General features: G+C 59.3%; 15 protein-coding genes. 12 read left to right on the top strand and 3 right to left on the bottom strand.

What is annotated here, in order from left to right; translation table 11 throughout:
• Positions 1 to 2: 2 nt before the first annotated feature.
• The 3 genes from G4D77_RS24075 to rpsO form a co-directional block, all read right to left on the bottom strand.
• Entirely contained in the window at positions 3 to 1004 is a 1002-nt protein-coding gene (locus G4D77_RS24075) for an NAD(P)H-quinone oxidoreductase (protein ID WP_016447714.1), read from the bottom strand.
• Between the two features lie 119 nt (positions 1005 to 1123).
• On the bottom strand, positions 1124 to 3391 hold the full coding sequence (gene pnp / locus G4D77_RS24070; protein ID WP_154833706.1) for a polyribonucleotide nucleotidyltransferase: 2268 nt from the start codon (positions 3389 to 3391) through the stop codon (positions 1124 to 1126).
• 206 nt (positions 3392 to 3597) lie between these two features.
• Entirely contained in the window at positions 3598 to 3864 is a 267-nt protein-coding gene (rpsO, locus tag G4D77_RS24065) for a 30S ribosomal protein S15 (protein ID WP_012206984.1), read from the bottom strand.
• Positions 3865 to 4144: 280 nt separating this feature from the next.
• Here rpsO and G4D77_RS24060 point away from each other — a divergent pair, with 280 nt between their 5' ends.
• The 12 genes from G4D77_RS24060 to G4D77_RS24005 all read left to right on the top strand — a co-directional run bounded on the left by G4D77_RS24060 (position 4145) and on the right by G4D77_RS24005 (position 17312).
• Positions 4145 to 4459 (top strand): hypothetical protein, encoded by a 315-nt coding sequence (locus G4D77_RS24060; RefSeq protein WP_047217366.1) that lies wholly within the window; start codon positions 4145 to 4147, stop codon positions 4457 to 4459.
• A gap of 253 nt (positions 4460 to 4712) precedes the next feature.
• The gene (locus G4D77_RS24055; protein WP_154833705.1) at positions 4713 to 5276 is read left to right on the top strand and encodes a GspH/FimT family pseudopilin; all 564 of its coding nucleotides are present in this window, start codon (positions 4713 to 4715) and stop codon (positions 5274 to 5276) included.
• A complete protein-coding gene (gene pilV / locus G4D77_RS24050; RefSeq protein ID WP_047217368.1) occupies positions 5267 to 5905 on the top strand; it encodes a type IV pilus modification protein PilV in 639 nt (212 codons plus the stop codon). The genes G4D77_RS24055 and pilV (G4D77_RS24050) overlap by 10 nt, the downstream gene beginning before the upstream one ends.
• Positions 5902 to 6777, top strand: a complete 876-nt coding sequence (locus G4D77_RS24045; protein WP_047326636.1) for a type IV pilus assembly protein — start codon at positions 5902 to 5904, stop codon at positions 6775 to 6777. Before pilV (G4D77_RS24050) ends, G4D77_RS24045 begins: the two co-directional genes overlap by 4 nt.
• A complete protein-coding gene (locus G4D77_RS24040; protein WP_016447720.1) occupies positions 6774 to 7538 on the top strand; it encodes a pilus assembly PilX family protein in 765 nt (254 codons plus the stop codon). Before G4D77_RS24045 ends, G4D77_RS24040 begins: the two co-directional genes overlap by 4 nt.
• A gap of 15 nt (positions 7539 to 7553) precedes the next feature.
• Positions 7554 to 10040, top strand: a complete 2487-nt coding sequence (locus tag G4D77_RS24035; protein WP_154833704.1) for a pilus assembly protein — start codon at positions 7554 to 7556, stop codon at positions 10038 to 10040.
• Between the two features lie 8 nt (positions 10041 to 10048).
• Entirely contained in the window at positions 10049 to 10474 is a 426-nt protein-coding gene (locus tag G4D77_RS24030; protein WP_026062047.1) for a type IV pilin protein, read from the top strand.
• Between the two features lie 248 nt (positions 10475 to 10722).
• Entirely contained in the window at positions 10723 to 11310 is a 588-nt protein-coding gene (locus tag G4D77_RS24025) for a GspH/FimT family pseudopilin (RefSeq protein WP_052947221.1), read from the top strand.
• Positions 11304 to 12065: a type IV pilus modification protein PilV gene (pilV, locus tag G4D77_RS24020; protein WP_154833703.1), complete on the top strand. Its 762-nt coding sequence runs from the start codon at positions 11304 to 11306 to the stop codon at positions 12063 to 12065. The genes G4D77_RS24025 and pilV (G4D77_RS24020) overlap by 7 nt, the downstream gene beginning before the upstream one ends.
• Before the next feature lie 24 nt (positions 12066 to 12089).
• On the top strand, positions 12090 to 12992 hold the full coding sequence (locus G4D77_RS24015; RefSeq protein WP_154833702.1) for a PilW family protein: 903 nt from the start codon (positions 12090 to 12092) through the stop codon (positions 12990 to 12992).
• The gene (locus G4D77_RS24010) at positions 12989 to 13759 is read left to right on the top strand and encodes a pilus assembly PilX family protein (protein WP_154833701.1); all 771 of its coding nucleotides are present in this window, start codon (positions 12989 to 12991) and stop codon (positions 13757 to 13759) included. Before G4D77_RS24015 ends, G4D77_RS24010 begins: the two co-directional genes overlap by 4 nt.
• A gap of 16 nt (positions 13760 to 13775) precedes the next feature.
• Positions 13776 to 17312 carry a pilus assembly protein gene (locus G4D77_RS24005; protein ID WP_154833700.1) on the top strand — a complete coding sequence of 1179 codons (3537 nt, stop codon included), beginning with the start codon at positions 13776 to 13778 and terminating at the stop codon, positions 17310 to 17312.
• Positions 17313 to 17331 lie beyond the last annotated feature (19 nt).

Below are 17331 nucleotides of genomic sequence, written 5' to 3'. Positions count from 1 at the left end.
GGTTACCACGTCAAAACGATTTTGCCGGTGTGCTGACTCGACTCCATCAGCGCGTGCGCCTTGTCGGCATCAGCGGCAGCAAAGGTGCTGTGAATCACAGGGCGGATACCGCCTGCCTCGATGAGCGGCCAGACCTCGCGCCGCAGCGCCTGGGCGATGGCCGCCTTGAAGGCGACAGGACGCGGACGCAGCGTGGAGCCCGTCACCAGCAGGCGACGGCGCAGGACCAGGCCCGCATCGAACTCCGCCTTGATGCCGCCCTGCACCGCAATGATGACCAGACGGCCATCCTCGGCCAGGCTCTGCACTTCGCGCGCCACATAGCTGCCCGCCACCATGTCCAGGATCACGTCCACGCCCTTGCCGTCGGTGATGCGCTGCACCTCCGCGGCAAAGTCCTGGGTACGGTAGTTGATGGCATGGTCGGCGCCCAGCTTCAGGCAGTCGGCGCATTTGGCATCGGAGCCAGCCGTCACGATGACCGTGGCGCCACGCGCCTTGGCCAACTGGATGGCCGTCACGCCAATGCCGCTGCTGCCGCCCTGCACCAGCAGGGTTTCGCCCGCCTGCAAGGCGCCGCGATCGAACACATTGCTCCAGACGGTGAAGAAGGTTTCAGGCAATGCCGAAGCCTCCACCTCGCTGAGCCCCGCCGGGATGGGCAGGCACTGGGCCACTGGCGCAACGCAGTACTCCGCATAGCCACCACCGGCCAGCAGCGCGCACACGCGGTCGCCCACGCGCAGGCCTGCCAGCCGCATGGCGTCGTCGTCACCCGACACGATCACCCCGGCCACTTCCAGCCCGGGCAGATCCGAGGCACCGGGCGGCGGGGCGTAGTGCCCCTTGCGCTGCAACACATCAGGACGATTGACACCGCTGGCCGAGACCTGGATCAGCAACTCCTGCGCGCCGGCCACGGGCAGCGGACGCTCGCCCAGGCGCAAGACCTCGGGACCACCAAAGTCCGTGAGTTCCACGGCACGCATGATTTGCTTTTCCATTTTTCGACCTCGCAATCCCTGTCAAAAATGCCACAAGCGCTGAACAGGTCAGCGCTTTTTCCAGTCACCGCATGCACCTGCAAGGCCACCCCCTTTTTGGGGAACGGCCTTGCCGGGCATTACTGCTGCTGCTGCTGTTGCTGTTGCTGCTCGCCCTCGGCAGCCGGACGACCGCCTTCACGGGGCTCGCGAGGTTCACGCGGCTCGCGGTACTCGCGTTGCTGGCGGGGCTCACGCGGCTGGCGGAACTCACGCTCGGCAGGCGCGGGGCGCTCGCTGCGCTCCATGCCGGCAGGACGCTCGGTCAACGCCTTCAGCGACAGCTTGACACGACCCTTTTCGTCGGTCTCCATGACCTTGACCTTGATGATCTGGCCTTCCTGCAGGTAGTCGGCGACGCGCTCCACGCGCTCGTGGGCAATCTGGCTGATGTGCAGCAGACCGTCCTTGCCGGGCAGCAGGTTCACGAGAGCACCGAAGTCCAGGATCTTGGTGACCGGGCCTTCGTAGATCTTGCCGATTTCGACTTCGGCCGTGATCTCTTCGATGCGGCGCTTGGCTTCATCGGCCTTGGCGGCATCGCTGGAGGCGATGGTGATGGTGCCGTCTTCGCCGATGTCGATCTGCGTGCCGGTCTCTTCGGTCAGTGCACGGATGGTGGAGCCGCCCTTGCCGATCACGTCACGGATCTTCTCGGGGTTGATCTTCATCGTGTACAGCTTGGGAGCGAAGGACGAGATCTCGGCCTTGGCTTCGCCCATGGCTTCCTGCATCTTGCCCAGGATGTGCATGCGCGCTTCCTTGGCCTGGGCCAGGGCGACCTGCATGATTTCCTTGGTGATGCCCTGGATCTTGATGTCCATCTGCAGCGCGGTGATGCCGCTGGTCGTGCCGGCCACCTTGAAGTCCATGTCGCCCAAGTGATCTTCGTCACCCAGGATGTCGGTCAGCACGGCGAAGCGGTTGTCTTCCTTGATCAGGCCCATGGCGATGCCGGCCACGTGGGCCTTCATCGGAACGCCTGCATCCATCATCGACAGGCAGCCGCCACAGACCGAAGCCATGGACGAGGAGCCGTTGGACTCGGTGATTTCCGACACCACGCGGATGGTGTAGGGGAATTCTTCCTTGCTGGGCAGGCAGGCCGCCAGGGCGCGCTTGGCCAGACGGCCGTGGCCGATTTCGCGGCGCTTGGTCGAGCCCATGCGGCCCACTTCGCCGGTGGCAAAGGGAGGCATGTTGTAGTGGAACAGGAAGCGGTCCTCGAACTCGCCAGCCAGCGCGTCGATGCGCTGCGCGTCGCGCTCGGTGCCCAGCGTGGACACTACCAGGGCCTGCGTCTCGCCGCGCGTGAACAGGGCCGAGCCGTGCGTGCGGGGCAGCACGGAGTTGCGGATTTCGATGGGGCGCACGGTGCGCGTGTCACGGCCGTCGATGCGCGGCTCGCCGGCCAGGATCTGGCTGCGAACGATGCGTGCCTCGATGTCGAACAGCATGCCTTCGACCTTGACGCCGTCGAACTCCACGCCCTGGGCCGTCAGGCCGGCCTTCACGGCGGCGTAGGCTTCGCGGCAGGCCTGCGTGCGGCTTTGCTTGTTGCGGATCTGGTAGGCCGTGCGCAGGGCTTCGTCACCCAGTGCAGCCACCTTGGCGATCAGCTCTTCATCCTTGGCGGGAGCAACCCAGTCCCAGACGGGCTTGCCGGCTTCGCGCACCAGCTCGTGGATGGCTTCGATGGCGATGCGACCTTGCTCGTGGCCGAAGACCACGGCGCCCAGCATCACGTCTTCAGGCAGTTGCTGCGCCTCGGACTCCACCATCAGCACGGCGGCTTCGGTGCCGGCCACGACCAGATCCATCTGCGAATCCTTGCGCTGGGTCTGGCCGGGGTTGAGCACGTACTCGCCATTGATGTAGCCCACGCGGGCGGCACCGATGGGACCGTTGAACGGAATGCCCGACACGGACAGGGCGGCCGACGTGGCGATCAGGGCGGCGATGTCGGCATCGACTTCGGGGTTCAGCGACACGGTGTGGATGACCACATGCACGTCGTTGTAGAAGCCTTCGGGGAACAGCGGGCGGATCGGACGGTCGATCAGGCGGCTGGTCAGGGTTTCCAGTTCGCTGGGCTTGGCTTCGCGCTTGAAGAAGCTGCCGGGGATCTTGCCTGCGGCGTAGGTCTTCTCGATGTAATCGACGGTCAGCGGGAAGAAGTCCTGGCCGGACTTGGCCTGCTTGGACGCCACCACGGTGGCCAGCACCACGGTGTCATCGATGTTGACCAGCACGGCGCCGGAAGCCTGGCGGGCGATCTCGCCGGTTTCCATGGTGACCGTGTGCTGGCCCCACTGGAAGGTCTTGGTGACTTTGTTGAAGATGGACATTGTTGCTCCTAGGGAATGTTGGCCAGATGCACTCATCCGGCCATGATGGAGAGCAATTCAGAACACGATGCCATTCCATTGCTGGATTTCTTGCTATCAAATCCGCAGCAATGGAATGACACAGCTTCGCTCTGTCTTGCTTTCTCCGAAGTAAAAAACGCCTGAGCTAGACAGGCTAACTCAGGCGTTTCGATCTCCCACCGTGCTTACTTGCGCAGGCCCAGCTTGGCGATCAGTGCGGTGTAGCGATCAGCGTCCTTGGACTTGAGGTAGTCCAGCAGCTTGCGACGGCGGCTCACCATGCGCAGCAGGCCACGGCGACCGTGGTGGTCCTTGGCGTGTTGCTTGAAGTGAGGGGTCAGCTCGTTGATGCGTGCGGTCAGCAGGGCCACTTGCACTTCTGGGCTACCAGTGTCGTTGGCAGAGCGTGCGTTGGACTTGACGACTTCAGCCTTCACGGAAGATGCGATCATTTTTTTCCTTGGAAATTGGCGCCTCAAAGACAAAAGCAAGGAGGCAGCCTTGGTTACTTGCGCCGGGACTGGAAAGGCCCCGACGTGCGTCTTGCACCATGCAAAACCCTGGGATTATAACAAGCACGCCCGGACCGGCATCCACACCTGATTTGCGGCCCTTTGCCACTTCGGCCTGCTGGCCGCCCAGAATCCCGCAAAGCCCGCGCCACAGGCATGCCGTCACGAAGCACGGATATGTGGTGCGCAGGCATTCCATACACCAAGGGAGGGCCACGCCATGGCAGTGCGTTTTTCATTCATTCCATCGACCCGACAAGCGCAGCTGCGGCAATGCGCCCTGCTCTGCCTGGTCGCGGCCCTGGGCCTGGCCCTGCCTGCCCAGGCTGCGTCCCATCGCGCCGACGCATCGGCTGCGCAAGGCTCCAAGCGCAAAAAGGGCGGGCAGCGGGTCCGGGTGCCGGCGCAGCGCAGCAGCTCAGACGAGTCGCCCGAGCAACGCGACAAGCGGCTTTACCGCGAATGCCAGGGCAGGCACAACGCCGGAGCATGCGCCGGATACACCGGGCAGCCGCCGGGCAGGCGCCAGCGCTGACACGCTCCCAGAAACAGTCCTAGGCCAGCCTCGAATACCCAAAAATCCGGCAAAGCTTTGCCATCATTGGATTTTTTCGCACCTCTGCACGCCTGAATTCAGCCCCATTCACGGCACAACTCCTATTTTTTGACCAGAGAAACAGATTGGTCTGAAAGACATGCACGAACAACCCCAATAGATTGAGCGGCGCACGAAACAAGCAGCAACAACCAGCGTTGCGCAAGCCAATCGACGGGGAGGGATTCAAGACATGTCATCGACCAGGCCTCAGGCTCGCCCGGGCGCCGAAGGCTTCACTGCCATCGAGTTGATGGTGGTCGTCGCCATCCTCGCCGTGCTCACCACGCTGGCAACTCCCAGCTTCAACCTCATCATCGAGCGCTGGCGTGTTCGCCAGACCGTCGAGGCCCTGCAATCGACGCTGCAGTACGCGCGCTCCGAAGCCGTGCGGCGCGGTGGCGGCGTTTTCATCCAGAAACTGCCCCAAGGCACCAATGGCTGCACCCTGGCGGCGCAGCACGCCGACTGGGGCTGCGGCTGGGTGGTGTTCGCCGACCGCAATGGCAACAGGCACTGGGATCCCAAGGAGGAGCTGCAGCGCTTCGACACGCCCGCCCGCACCCTCGTCACCCGCTCCCGGTCTGCCTCCATCATCAGTGTGGACCGCTGGGGTCAGTTGGGCGGACTCACCGCCATGGGTTTCGCCATTGCGCCATCTCCGGCCGGAATCACTTCCGCCGCAACCCAAGGCATTTGCGTCTCGTCCGGCGGACGCATCCGGGTGGTCGGCCAGGAGGGTATTCCATGCGCCTGACTCGTACCCGCAATCGGCATCCCAATGGCTTTACCCTGATCGAAACCCTGGTCGCCACCGTCATCACGGCCCTGGGTGTTCTGGGAATCCTGGGACTGCAGATGCGCACCCTGGCCGACAACCAAAGCGGCGTGCGCCGCGCCCAGGCCATCCGGCTGATCGAGGACCTCAGCGAGCGCACGCACGCCAACCCCAACTCCCTCGGACAGATCGGCCGCTACGTTTCCGACTGGAATCACGCCCCCGAATCCGTCGCCGACTGCAGTGCCGCCGCATGCGGCCCGGACGCAATGGCCAGCTACCACCTCGCACGATGGAAGGCATCCGTTCGCCAACTGCTGCCAGGCGGGGCCGCCAAGGTCTTCCTCGCAGGAGACGAGGCAGCCGCCAGCGCCGGCAATGGGCGCCAGCTGGGGATCATGATCAGTTGGCGCGAGAACGAAAAGTCCGGCAAGGCCGACTACAAGGACCCCATCGGGCTTGATGGCGATGGCGATCGCATGCACGGCGATCAGGCCATGGCCTGTCCTGCAGGCAGAACCTGCCACCTGCAATACATCGCACTCAGCGCTCGCTGCGCTCCCTACCTTGCAAACAACGCAGTCCAGCTCTTCTGCGCAGGCCCATGAATCCCCATCGCATCGCCACCGCCATTGCGGCCAGACCGCGTCAACGCGGCCTGAGCCTCGTCGAACTGCTGGTCGGACTTTTCCTGGGACTGCTGATCATCGGCGTGGCCATGGGCGCACTCATGGCGTCACGCGCCGTGTCCGCCACCGTCAGCGATGCCGGTCAGTTGCAACAGCAGGCTTCCCATCTCTTCCGTGTCATGGGCCGGCAGATCCGGCAGGCGGGGTCCCTGCGGCTGCTTCTTGCATCACACAAGAAGGCAACAGAAGCCATTGACGTGGCAGACCCCGTTGCATTCGAGGCGGGCGCACTGGACTTCAACCCCGTGCACGACACCATCCAGGGCCTCGATGCACCCGGGCGCTCCCAATACAAGCTCGCCGTGGGCTACAGCAACTACACGCAGCCGCTGCACACATCGGCCATCGAGACCTCACTGCAGCGCAATTGCCTGGGGCAGACCAACAGCGACAGCCTCATCCTGAGCCGCTTTGTCCTGGACGCCAGTAAAAACACCCTGCGCTGCGCCGGAGCGCCCTCCGCGGGTGCCCAGCCCCTCGCCAGGAACGTCGCCAACTTCCAGGTGCGCTACCTGATCCAGGCGCCGGGGGGCGCCGCCCGCATCCAGTATGTCAACGCAGCCGCCGTAGGCCAGGACTGGCCTCGCGTCGTCGGCGCCGAGGTCTGCCTGGTGCTCTTCGGCAACGAGGCCATCGACATGCCCGCCAACAGCAGCTATACCGACTGCGCCGACAGCGACGGTACGGCCGAATCCATCCACATGGCCACGCTGCCTGCGCCCAGGACGCGGCGCCTGCACATGGTCTTTCGCAGCGTGTACCAGTTGCGCAGCCAGGGGTTGGCCGGATGACGCACAAGGCTGCAGGCATGCGACATGCCCACACCTGCGCAGCGCAGCGCCAAAAAGGCATCGCCCTGTTCATCGTGGTGGTCCTGGTCATGCTGTCCATGCTGCTCGCCCTGTGGGCGTCGCGCAGCGCACTGTTCAACGAAATGTTCGTGGGCAACGATGCCGACTACCAGCGTGCCCTGGAGGCTGCACAGGCCTTGCTGCAGGATGCCGAACTGGATATTCGGGGCGAACAGGCCAGCGGCGCCGCCTGCGCCGCCAGCAGCAGCCAGCCATCCGTCTGCCGCAGCGGTGCAGGCATCGCACAGTTCCCCCGGGAAACCGGGGAAGTCGGCCTGCTGCTGGCCAGCCTCGCTGAGGCCACACCCACTGGATGCCGCGATGGCCTGTGCACCAAGCGCACGGGACCTCAGGACTTCTGGAACAACGCGGACGAAGGCCAAGGGATCACGCTGGGCCAGATGACGGCCGCTGACGTCGGCGCACGCTACGGCCAGTTCACGGGCGCCATCGCTGGCGGAAAGAGCGACTCCATCCTGGCAAATCGTGAGGCAGGAAAGGGCGGCTGGTACTGGATAGAGATCCTGCCCTATGACGTCAACGCAGGGAACTCGGGCGTCATCGCCAACGGCTCACCCCGACTGGCCCTTTACATGCAGCCTCAGGTGATCTATCGCATCACGGCCATTGCCCATGGCCGCAAGAGCAACACCCAGGTGGTGATGCAGCAGACCTACGCCCGGCAGAAACGCCGCGACTGACTCAGGACACCTGACATGCCCCACCTCTGCCATCCCTGGCTCCGGCGCATCCTGCTGCCAGCGCCGACAGCCGCAGCCATGGCCGCTGCAGTCCTGGCCGCGCAAAACAGCCAGGCAATGGATATGATCCAGTCGTCGCTTGGGCCCCGAGTCAAGGTCACGATAAAGCCTGGCCTGCCGGCACCCATCCAGGTCCAGCAGGTCTTGGAGGCAGACACTCCAGTTGCCAGGGTTCTGGCAGATGGCACCGAATTCGCCGCGCCCATTGAAGACTGCCCGGCCGGACAACAGGCAGATGCCAAGGGCCGCAGCAGCTCCATGGCCTCCAGCGGCAGCGTGATTACGCGGGCCGGCGTGGACATATTCAGCGCCCGCTACAGCGCAAAAGCGGCCTGGAGCGGCTGGATCAGCGCAGAAACCGTCCAGGCCGATGGCAGCCTCACCGCAACAGCCAGCTGGCAAGGCAAAACCACGGCCGGCCACCTGGATGCACTCAGCGACGAACAGGCAATCAATGACCGTCTGATCCTGACCTGGAGCGACAGACTGCAAAGAGGCGTGTCCTTCAAGTGGAATGAACTCGACCACCGGCAGAAAGCCTCCCTGGGCATCGATGTCGAAGGAAGAGCAGACAACCTGGGCAAGCACAGGCTCAACTTCATACGCGGCGACCGCCGCATGGAAGCGCCGGGACAACCGCCGCGCGTTGGCCCCACCCGTCCTTTTCGCCAGCGCAGCTCGCGCCAGGGCGACATCGTCAACTCCCAGATCTGGCATACCGGCCATCCCGTGGACAACTGGCCCCTGCCGGGCTATGCCGCCTATACCCTCGCCCAGCAGAACCGCCAGCCCATGATCTATGCAGGCGGCAATGACGGCATGCTGCATGGCTTTTCGGCCACCGACGGCAGGGAAAAGATCGCCTACATCCCACGAGGCGTGATCTCCGGACTGGCAAGACTTTCCGACCCCGACTACGACGCCCGGCATCGCTACTTTGTGGACGGCTCCGCCATGAGCGGCGACATCCCCTCGGGCAGCGTTGCGTCCTCGCAGTGGCGCACTGTGCTGGCTGGCATGGCGGGCGCCGGAGCCAAGGGCTACTTCGTGCTGGACATCACCCATCCGGAGGCTTTCAGCGAGTCCGGTGCCAGCTCGCTGGTCCTGCTTGACCGAACCCAGACACGCAACAGCGATCCCGGCGACTGCACCAGCCTGGATGACATGCGCCAGCGCGCCACTTGCCAGGAAAACAAAGACCTGGGCCATATTTTTGCGGCGCCCGTGCTGGACGATGCCAACCCGCAACGCAGCACTCAGATCACGCAGTTGAACAACCATCGCTGGGCACTGGTGACGGGCAACGGCTACCACAGCACCAACCAGCGGCCCGTGTTGCTGATCCAGTATCTCGATGGCAACCAGGAGCTGTTGCGCCTCGTTGCCACGGGCAATACCCCAACCGGCACCACCCCCGAGACCACCCACAACGGCCTCTCCGCCCCGCGCCTCGTGGACATCAATGGAGACGGCCGGGCCGATGTGGTCTACGCAGGTGACATCCAGGGCAATCTGTGGAAATTCCTCATCGCCAGCGGTGCCTCCTCCCGCTGGGGCGTGGCCTTCGACGGCCGGCCGCTGTACACAGCCTGGGGTGGCAGTTCTCCATCGGCCACTCGCAACCTGCGTCAAGCCATCACCGCTCCTCCTTCCGTACGCGCCAATGACCGGCGCAGGGCCAGCAAAAATGCCAAAGAAGGGCGCGAGCGCTTGACGGCAGGCGGCATGCTGGTGGCATTCGGTACCGGACGCCACATCACGCGGCAGGATTCTGGCAACACAGCGGTCCAGAGCATCTATTCCATCCTCGACAGCACCCGCTACAGGCTGCTCGCGGACGGCAGAGTGCAAGCTTGCCTCGATGGCAAGGATTCGGACTGCAGGCAGCCTGACGGACAGCGAGCGGCACCCGTTTCAGGCATCGGAGAACTGGCCAGGCGCTCGGTGAACCATCAGCCGGCAGGGGCCGCCGGCCAAGGCTTCTGGCGCGTTGACTCCACGACCGACCTCGACTGGACGCGGCACAAAGGCTGGTACATGGACCTGCCCCTGCCGGGCGAGCGCCTGCTCAAGCCAATGGGCTTCCACGACGGCAGCAACATCCTCGCGATCTACAGCCAGATACCTGCCGGATCCCCCAGGCGCCCCGGCGAAAGCGCAAGCCCGCCCGACGCCTGCAATGCGAGCGAGGAGCGCCAATTCCTGACATTCATGAACATCATGGATGGCAAGCGACCCGGCGTTCCGTTGATGGACAGCAACGGCGATGGGGTCTACGGCACGGCAGATGAGGAGGTCTCGCGCACAAGCGTCGCCAGGGGATCCCAGGCCTTGCTCCACAAGGGCCATCACGCCATCGGCTACGACGCCGAAGGCCGTCGCAATGTACTCGCCCGCATGCCGGAGCAATCCCTGCGCCCCAGCTGGCGCCAAATGAAATGAGGCACCACATGCGCCGCCCTCGATCCCCAGGATTCACGCTCATCGAACTCATGATCGTCGTGGCCGTCATCGTCATCCTCGGCACGGTCGCCGTCCCCAGCTACAACGAGTACATCCGCGCAGTCCACCGCGCCGACGCCCGCGCCGGCCTGCTCCAGGCCCAGCAATGGCTGGAGCGCGCCGCCACCGCCAACGGCACCTACCCCACCGAGCTGCCTGCAGACCTGACCTGGGCCCACGACTCCAGCAAGCGCTACACCATCGACTTCCTGTCAACCAGCGGCCACGACGACGACACCTACACCCTGATCGCCACACGCCGCGGCTCCCAGTTCGGTGACCGATGTGGCGATTTCACGCTGACCCATACGGGCGAGCGTGATGCGCTCGGCCTGGGTGTGAATACCACTGCGGTGGAGTGCTGGGGGCGGTAGTCTTACAAGTTCAGAGTGCCAGCTTCTTGACCTGTTGCTGCGCATCCGCGACACAAGGATCCAAGGAGATCCGAGCAAGTGCGTCTAACTGGGAGATTTACGCCCCTTCACTCCCTCTCGCTCAGCATCGGCAAGTGACTGCCAGACGAACTGAGCGGAGGTTTACAAAGCGCACCACTCATCCCGCTGCCTGAGCCATCCATCCGGAATGAACTCCCAACGCGCATCCAGAAATCTAGGATGCGCCAATGTACGCTGCCCCTCCCACATCCAGCCTGTCCAGCCAACAACTAAGGCTGGCCACACGTGGCTTCACCACAATCGAACTGATGGTTGTGATAGCCATCATCACCATACTGGCTGCGTTGGCAGCACCCAGCTTTCGGCCACTCATCGAACGATGGCGTGTACGCGCAGCGACCGAAGACCTTCAGTCCATCCTCTATTACGCACGCTCAGAAGCCATCAAGCGCGGTGGAAAGATCGTCCTCAAAAAGATCGCCAGTGGCAATGGCTGCACCGCGGCCGACGCCAATACACAGTGGGGTTGCGGCTGGACTGTCTTTATCGATGCCAACAACAACGCCACCCAGGACTCCGGTGAACTGACGCTTCAGACATCTTCTGCCCCTACCAAGCTGGAAATCAATCTCGCAAGCAGCAACGGATATATCACGGTGGACCGTTGGGGCCAGCTTGCCAGCGCCGGAAGCAGCAGTTTCAATTTCCGCCTCTTCCCCCAAGGCTCAAATGCCACCAACTCGGCCGCTGCAACGCTTTGCGTGGCAGCAGGAGGAATGATCCGCCGATTGAACACGGGGGATGGCACATGCTGAATCCCAAAAAATCCTTCTTTCAATCCCGCGTTGCCAAAATCGGGCTACCTCCTTTGCTTTCCATGAATATCCATCATGGCTTGCAGATCTGCGATGCAGCACCAGTACCAAGAACCACCATGAAAACAATACGTGCGGCCAATATTCAATCCGGCATCAGCCTGATCGAATCTCTTGTTGCCATTGTCGTGATGTCGTTGGGCATTCTTGGGATTCTCGGCTTGCAACTGCGAAATCTCGCAGATACCCAAACCAGCCTCAACCGCGCCCAAGCCATTCGACTGATAGAGGATTTGAGCGAGAAAATTCAAGCCAACCCTAATGGACTGGGCAGTCTGAGTGCATATGAAAGCACCTGGAATGACACACCTACAGGCACGTGCGCAACAGACGGATGCACCTTGTCGGAGATGGGTGCCTACGACGTCAAACAATGGAAAGAGGCTGTCAAAGCAACTCTCCCCAAGGGAGACGCGGCCATTTTTATCAGCGCGGTAGACAGCGCCGCTGAAAACCGCCGACAACTGGGTGTGATGGTTGCCTGGAAGGCCAATGAAAAGGAACACAAGGCAGCCGATGGAAGCAACGATGAAAAATATACCGAGCCATTTGCACCAGCCAATACAGGGAGTGCCCGCATAAGCTGCCCAGATGGGTTGATATGCCACCTCCAATATATTCAACCTAACCAGCGCTGCACCCCCTTCCCAATGGGATCGTTAAATGGCAACGTACCCGTTTATTGCCCAGGCTGAATCCAGAAACTAAAGAGATAGTTCATGAGAACAAATACACACCACTCAACCAGAAAATTAGCTCCTCCGTTGCTTCAGGCGGGAGCTACACTTCTTGAGCTGTTGGTAGGCATCACCATAGGACTCTTGACGGTGGCAGTAGGCATCGGTGCCTTGATGATTTCTCGGGGTGTCTCAGGAACAGTCAGCGATGCCAGTAACATGCAGCAGCAAGCCGCTTATGCCTTTCGGGTAATTGGCTCACAGGTTCGCCAAGCGGGCACCATTCAACTGAGCCTTGATGCCACTGCATTCACACCTTCAGAGACGTCCTACGCCATGCTGCCCGTAGCATTCGACCCCCCAGATCCTGCTGGACAACGCCCGATGTTTAGCAGAGGAGAGAAAATGCTTAAAGGCATTGACACCCCCAGCAGCAGCGAGTATGCCTTGAGCATTGGATATCAAAATTATCAAGAACAAATAACACCTCCTCCCCCTGCAACGGCTCTGGTTTCCGGGAATCAGTTGCGAGACTGCCTTGGTGAAAACAATGGCGTGTCATCAAACTATGTTATAGAGAGCAAATTTCGAATATCTAGCGATAACGAGCTTGTCTGCGAAGGTGTCGGCGGCACTGCAAAACCAATAATCCGCAATGTCAAAGACATGAAGATTCGCTATCTCATACAGGAACCTACCAGTGCAAAAACTGGGTTTCCCAAAACCATATATGCCAATGCCTCCACAGCCTCTTCATCGCCTAACGGTTGGCGCGATGTATATGCAATCGAAGTCTGCCTGGAGTTGGAAGGCACAGAAACCCTAGATACAGCGGGAGCCAACTACACGAAATGCGATGGCAGCTCTGTTTCTCGAGGGAATCGCCTGCGTATGGTCTTCAAAAACACTTTTCAAATTCGTAGCCAAGGCCAGGTGCAATCATGAATGGCACGCCCCATCCTCACCATTCACCCTCCGGTCTTCTTCGAAGGTCCAGGCAGCAGGGCATCTCGCTATACGTCATCATCGTGCTGGTTCTTCTATCCATGCTTTTGGCTTTGTGGGCATCGCGAACCACATTACTTAACGAAATGATTGTCGGCAATGATGCAGATTACCGTCGAGCCTTCGAGGCAGCACAAGCCATGCTGCAAGATGCAGAAATGGATATACGCGGCGTCAACACTGACGGCTCCTTCTGTGTCCCAGACTCTTCCAAAGGAGATATTTGTCGCAGAACAACTTCCGCGTATTTCGACATAGAGACAAAAGATCTCCCTAAGCTCATTAATTTCCTGGATACCCAGGATTCAAAATGCTACAAAGGCATCTGCCAGAAGTTCAAAGATCCACAGGATTTTTGGCATGACCCTGACCGCCTTGCTCAGATGACTGCAGCAGATGTTGGCGCACGCTATGGACAGTTTACGGGAGCAAAAACTGGCGACGCAGGAAACCCGATACTCAACATCACAGCCACTCCAAGCGATATGAAGCAAAGGCGTGGAGCCTGGTATTGGGTTGAAGTCCTTCCCTATGTAGACCCCAACATTTCCCTGCTAGGTGGGGTTCCACCTGGCTCCAACGTGGAAACATTTTCACCCTCCCGGAAGAAAAGATGGGTATATCGCATTACGGCATTGGCCAGAGGACTAAAACCCGGAACAGAGGTTGTACTCCAATCTGCCCTTTCCCTCAGCTTGGCCGAATAAATAGACGGAGAAAACCATGAAACTTCCTTCATTTCCACAGCAAGCCCTCGTCTGCGCCTTGATCTCCGCATTCACGAATCCATCAGCATTTTCCGCAGAGATCCCGCTTGCACAGTACCCTGCAGGTTCGGCACACAAAATGCCCATACCGAACGTGGTGTTGTCGGTTGATGATTCGGGAAGTATGGCCTGGAATGATGCGGGAGGCAGTGCAACGAGCAGTCAGCCGTCACGCATCTCTTCACTGAAGAACGGTCTGAAAAATGTCCTGATCAATACCAGCAAGTATGACAACCAGTTTCGTCTGGCATGGCAGTCAATGTGGCGATGCAATGATATCCCCAGCAGCCAGTCAGGATGCGATGGCAAGAATGCCATGGCAGTTTTCTCCGGCACGCACAAAACAAATTTTTCCACATGGGTGGACTCCATATCCGCCAGTGGTGGCACACCATCTCATACGATGATGTGGAATGCAGGTCAATATATGAAGACCACTGGCAAGGATAGCCCGTGGAATGCGACTCCTGGCGTGGCCGATAGCAGGCCCATTTCATGCCGCAGGGCATACCACGTCTTCATGACCGATGGTGGCTGGAACAGTTATCTGCCGAGCACCAGCTTTGATGCATTCGACTTTCAAACCAAGATGATCAGCACCCATGCGGAGGCCATTGGAAATTCAGATGGAACAAGCAAGGCACTTCCACAGCCGGATGCATCGAAATATGGTCCCACACTGACCTATAGCACGACAAGCGACCAGACCAAGATATATCGAGACAACTATGGTGGGGGCACGAAAAAACAAACCATCAGCAGAAAAGACTATTATTACGCATACCCTACTCTTGCCGACATGGCTTTTCATTATTGGTCGACTGATTTACAACCCAACATCGGGAACCAAATACCCTTTGAGCCCAAAAAATCGACGGATGAGACATTCAAGATGGGCAACAAATCTGTGACCATCAAACCAGAATGGAATCCCAAGAATGATCCGGCAACATGGCAGCACCTTGTCACCCATACGATTGGGTATGGTGCACGCGCCAGCAATTGGGACAACAGTGGAAGCAATCCTATTTTCACGAATGGCATGTACGGAGACGGCTTCACAGAAGCCATCTTAGGCACCAAGACGTGGACGGATGCTACCGACACTGATTACGACGGCAGTTACACCAGCGGAAGTCGCCGCGGCCAAGCCATTACCGATTATGTCCGCCCTGAAGAGCTATGGCACATGGCAATTAACAGTCGTGGGAAATTCTTCCCCGTACAGACCGGTGCCGACCTGGAAAAGGCATTTGACGAAATTTTCACATCGATTGTCGCGGACAATACAAGTCCGCTGACAGGCTTCACCAGTGCTTCAAGCTCCATCAGCCGCAACAATACGGAATCCTTCCAATCAGGCTACGTTGCTGCCGAGGATCTCAACTCAAACAAGAACCGCTGGAGCGGCTTTGTCGCATCCGAGAAAATCTCTATCGTCGTAGATCCACAGAATCCTCAGAAAATTACTTGGACCACGGCCCCAAACCCATCATGGGGTACCAATCCAAACAAAACAGCTCCTAACAATCACATGACCACTGCTGACAAGCTTGATGCCTTGTCCCCGGCAGACATTACCTCTCGACTGATCCTGTCCCACGATGGAAGCGCCGGGATATCTTTTGAGTGGGGAACGACAACACCACTGAGCACCGCACAACAAGCACTCCTTAATCTCACGCCCAGCGATGGTCGCGGCAAAGACAGAGTCAACTATATTCGCGGAGATCGCAGTAAGGAAGAGAATCAGACTAATGGCGTTTTTCGCCAGAGAAAGTCCCGCCAAGCAGACATTGTTAACTCCAACATCTGGTATGCAGGCCCTCCATCGCTAAGCTACAGTGCGAATAGCTATATCAGCTATGTCGGCGTGCAGAGCAAGCGCATCCCAATGCTTTATGTAGGTGGCAATGATGGCATGCTGCATGGTTTCTCCGCAATTGATGGCTCTGAAAAAATAGCCTACGTTCCACGCGGAGTCATCAAGAACCTTCCAGAGTTCTCCAATACTGGATACACTCACAGATATTATGTGGATGGATCGCCTTTTACAGGTGATGTCAATCTTGGGACGCAGAATTCCGCCAATTGGGCCACCTACCTAACCGGCACACTGGGTGCCGGAGGAAAGGGTTATTTTGTTCTTGATGTCACAAAACCAGGAACCACCGACGGGCTGATTTCCTCGAACTTTACAAAGACCAATGCCAGCACCCTGGTTGTCATGGACAAAACAGATGCCGTTGACGACGATATTGGTCATATTTTCGGAACCCCGGTGGTTGATGAGGCGAACCCTCAAAGAGCATTGCAAATCACGCAAACCAACAATGGGCGCTGGGCAGTCATCATGGGCAACGGCTACAACAGCATCAATGAAAGGCCTGTTCTGCTGATTCAATATCTGGACGGCAACAAGGAACTCCAGAAAATCTCTGCCGTCCCCGTCACCAATCCCAAGAATGTGGAAGCAGATCAGAATGGTCTATCCACTCCACAGTTCCTTGACGTCAATGGAGATAGCATTCCGGATATCGTCTATGCAGGAGATCTGCGTGGAAATCTCTGGAAATTCGACATCTCCAGCAATAATGCTTCCAATTGGGGCGTCGCCTTCGATGGTCAGCCATTATTCACTGCCACCTATTCCACGGGGGTGACCGGCAGTGCCACAAGCCGGCAACCGATCACCACGCCACCAGTGCTACGCCCGAACAGACAGGTAGGCGGACTGATGGTTGCCTTTGGGACGGGCCGCAGTCTGACTGAAGGTGATCGCACGGACACCGACTCCAAGCAGACCGTCTATTCCGTTCTTGACAACACGCGCTATAAAATAAGCTTGACGGGAGAAAATAAAGGCAAGGTAGTCTCACAAACCTCAGACCCCACCCCTGCAACCGTATCCCGCTCCCAGCTAATGAGTCAAATGATCGAAGGCGCCAAGAAAAGTGGAGAAGGTTCAAGCGCCAGCCGTGATTTCTGGGCGGTCACTGAAAATCGCGCCATTTTTGACTGCCGAGGAAAATCAAATTGCACTGCGGTCAAAGGATGGTATTTCGACCTACCAGAAGCTGGAGAGCGTGTCCTCAGGGCCATTGAGTTCTTTGACGGAAGCAGTGTTCTCGAAATCATGAGTGAAGTACCGGCATCTGGAGGCGCTACAGCTGGTTCTGAAGAAAGTTGTGAACCGACACCAAAGGCCGCGAAGCCTTTTCGCACCCTGCTCACAATTGATCAAGGAGCACGCCCACGGACACAGATTCTCGACCAAAATGGAGATGGTCTCTACAACTCCGGTGACAAATATGCCAACCGCATGACGGCAGATACCAAAGAACTTCGCTTCAGTACAAAGACACTGCAGATCCGTAAGGGCAGCAGCAGCAGTGGTGGTGGTGGTGGTGGTGGCGGCTGCGGCACCAATTGCGATTCTTTAGCAAAAATCCCAGAGTTGCTGCTGCGCCCCAACTGGCGACAACTCAATTAATGAAGATTGATGAAAATAA

Source organism: Delftia sp. WY8, from assembly GCF_018437695.1.
Lineage (GTDB): Bacteria > Pseudomonadota > Gammaproteobacteria > Burkholderiales > Burkholderiaceae_C > Comamonas > Comamonas tsuruhatensis.
The sequence above is the reverse complement of the archived record's forward strand: the minus strand, read 5'-3'. Positions and strand labels throughout refer to the sequence as shown.

Bases quoted from the DNA above. Each gene is read 5' to 3' on its own strand.
- G4D77_RS24075 (WP_016447714.1), bottom strand. From the start codon at position 1,004: ATGGAAAAGCAAATCATGCGTGCCGTGGAACTCACGGACTTTGGTGGT.
- pnp (WP_154833706.1), bottom strand. From the start codon at position 3,391: ATGTCCATCTTCAACAAAGTCACCAAGACCTTCCAGTGGGGCCAGCAC.
- rpsO (WP_012206984.1), bottom strand. From the start codon at position 3,864: ATGATCGCATCTTCCGTGAAGGCTGAAGTCGTCAAGTCCAACGCACGC.
- G4D77_RS24060 (WP_047217366.1), top strand. From the start codon at position 4,145: ATGGCAGTGCGTTTTTCATTCATTCCATCGACCCGACAAGCGCAGCTG.
- G4D77_RS24055 (WP_154833705.1), top strand. From the start codon at position 4,713: ATGTCATCGACCAGGCCTCAGGCTCGCCCGGGCGCCGAAGGCTTCACT.
- pilV (WP_047217368.1), top strand. From the start codon at position 5,267: ATGCGCCTGACTCGTACCCGCAATCGGCATCCCAATGGCTTTACCCTG.
- G4D77_RS24045 (WP_047326636.1), top strand. From the start codon at position 5,902: ATGAATCCCCATCGCATCGCCACCGCCATTGCGGCCAGACCGCGTCAA.
- G4D77_RS24040 (WP_016447720.1), top strand. From the start codon at position 6,774: ATGACGCACAAGGCTGCAGGCATGCGACATGCCCACACCTGCGCAGCG.
- G4D77_RS24035 (WP_154833704.1), top strand. From the start codon at position 7,554: ATGCCCCACCTCTGCCATCCCTGGCTCCGGCGCATCCTGCTGCCAGCG.
- G4D77_RS24030 (WP_026062047.1), top strand. From the start codon at position 10,049: ATGCGCCGCCCTCGATCCCCAGGATTCACGCTCATCGAACTCATGATC.
- G4D77_RS24025 (WP_052947221.1), top strand. From the start codon at position 10,723: ATGTACGCTGCCCCTCCCACATCCAGCCTGTCCAGCCAACAACTAAGG.
- pilV (WP_154833703.1), top strand. From the start codon at position 11,304: ATGCTGAATCCCAAAAAATCCTTCTTTCAATCCCGCGTTGCCAAAATC.
- G4D77_RS24015 (WP_154833702.1), top strand. From the start codon at position 12,090: ATGAGAACAAATACACACCACTCAACCAGAAAATTAGCTCCTCCGTTG.
- G4D77_RS24010 (WP_154833701.1), top strand. From the start codon at position 12,989: ATGAATGGCACGCCCCATCCTCACCATTCACCCTCCGGTCTTCTTCGA.
- G4D77_RS24005 (WP_154833700.1), top strand. From the start codon at position 13,776: ATGAAACTTCCTTCATTTCCACAGCAAGCCCTCGTCTGCGCCTTGATC.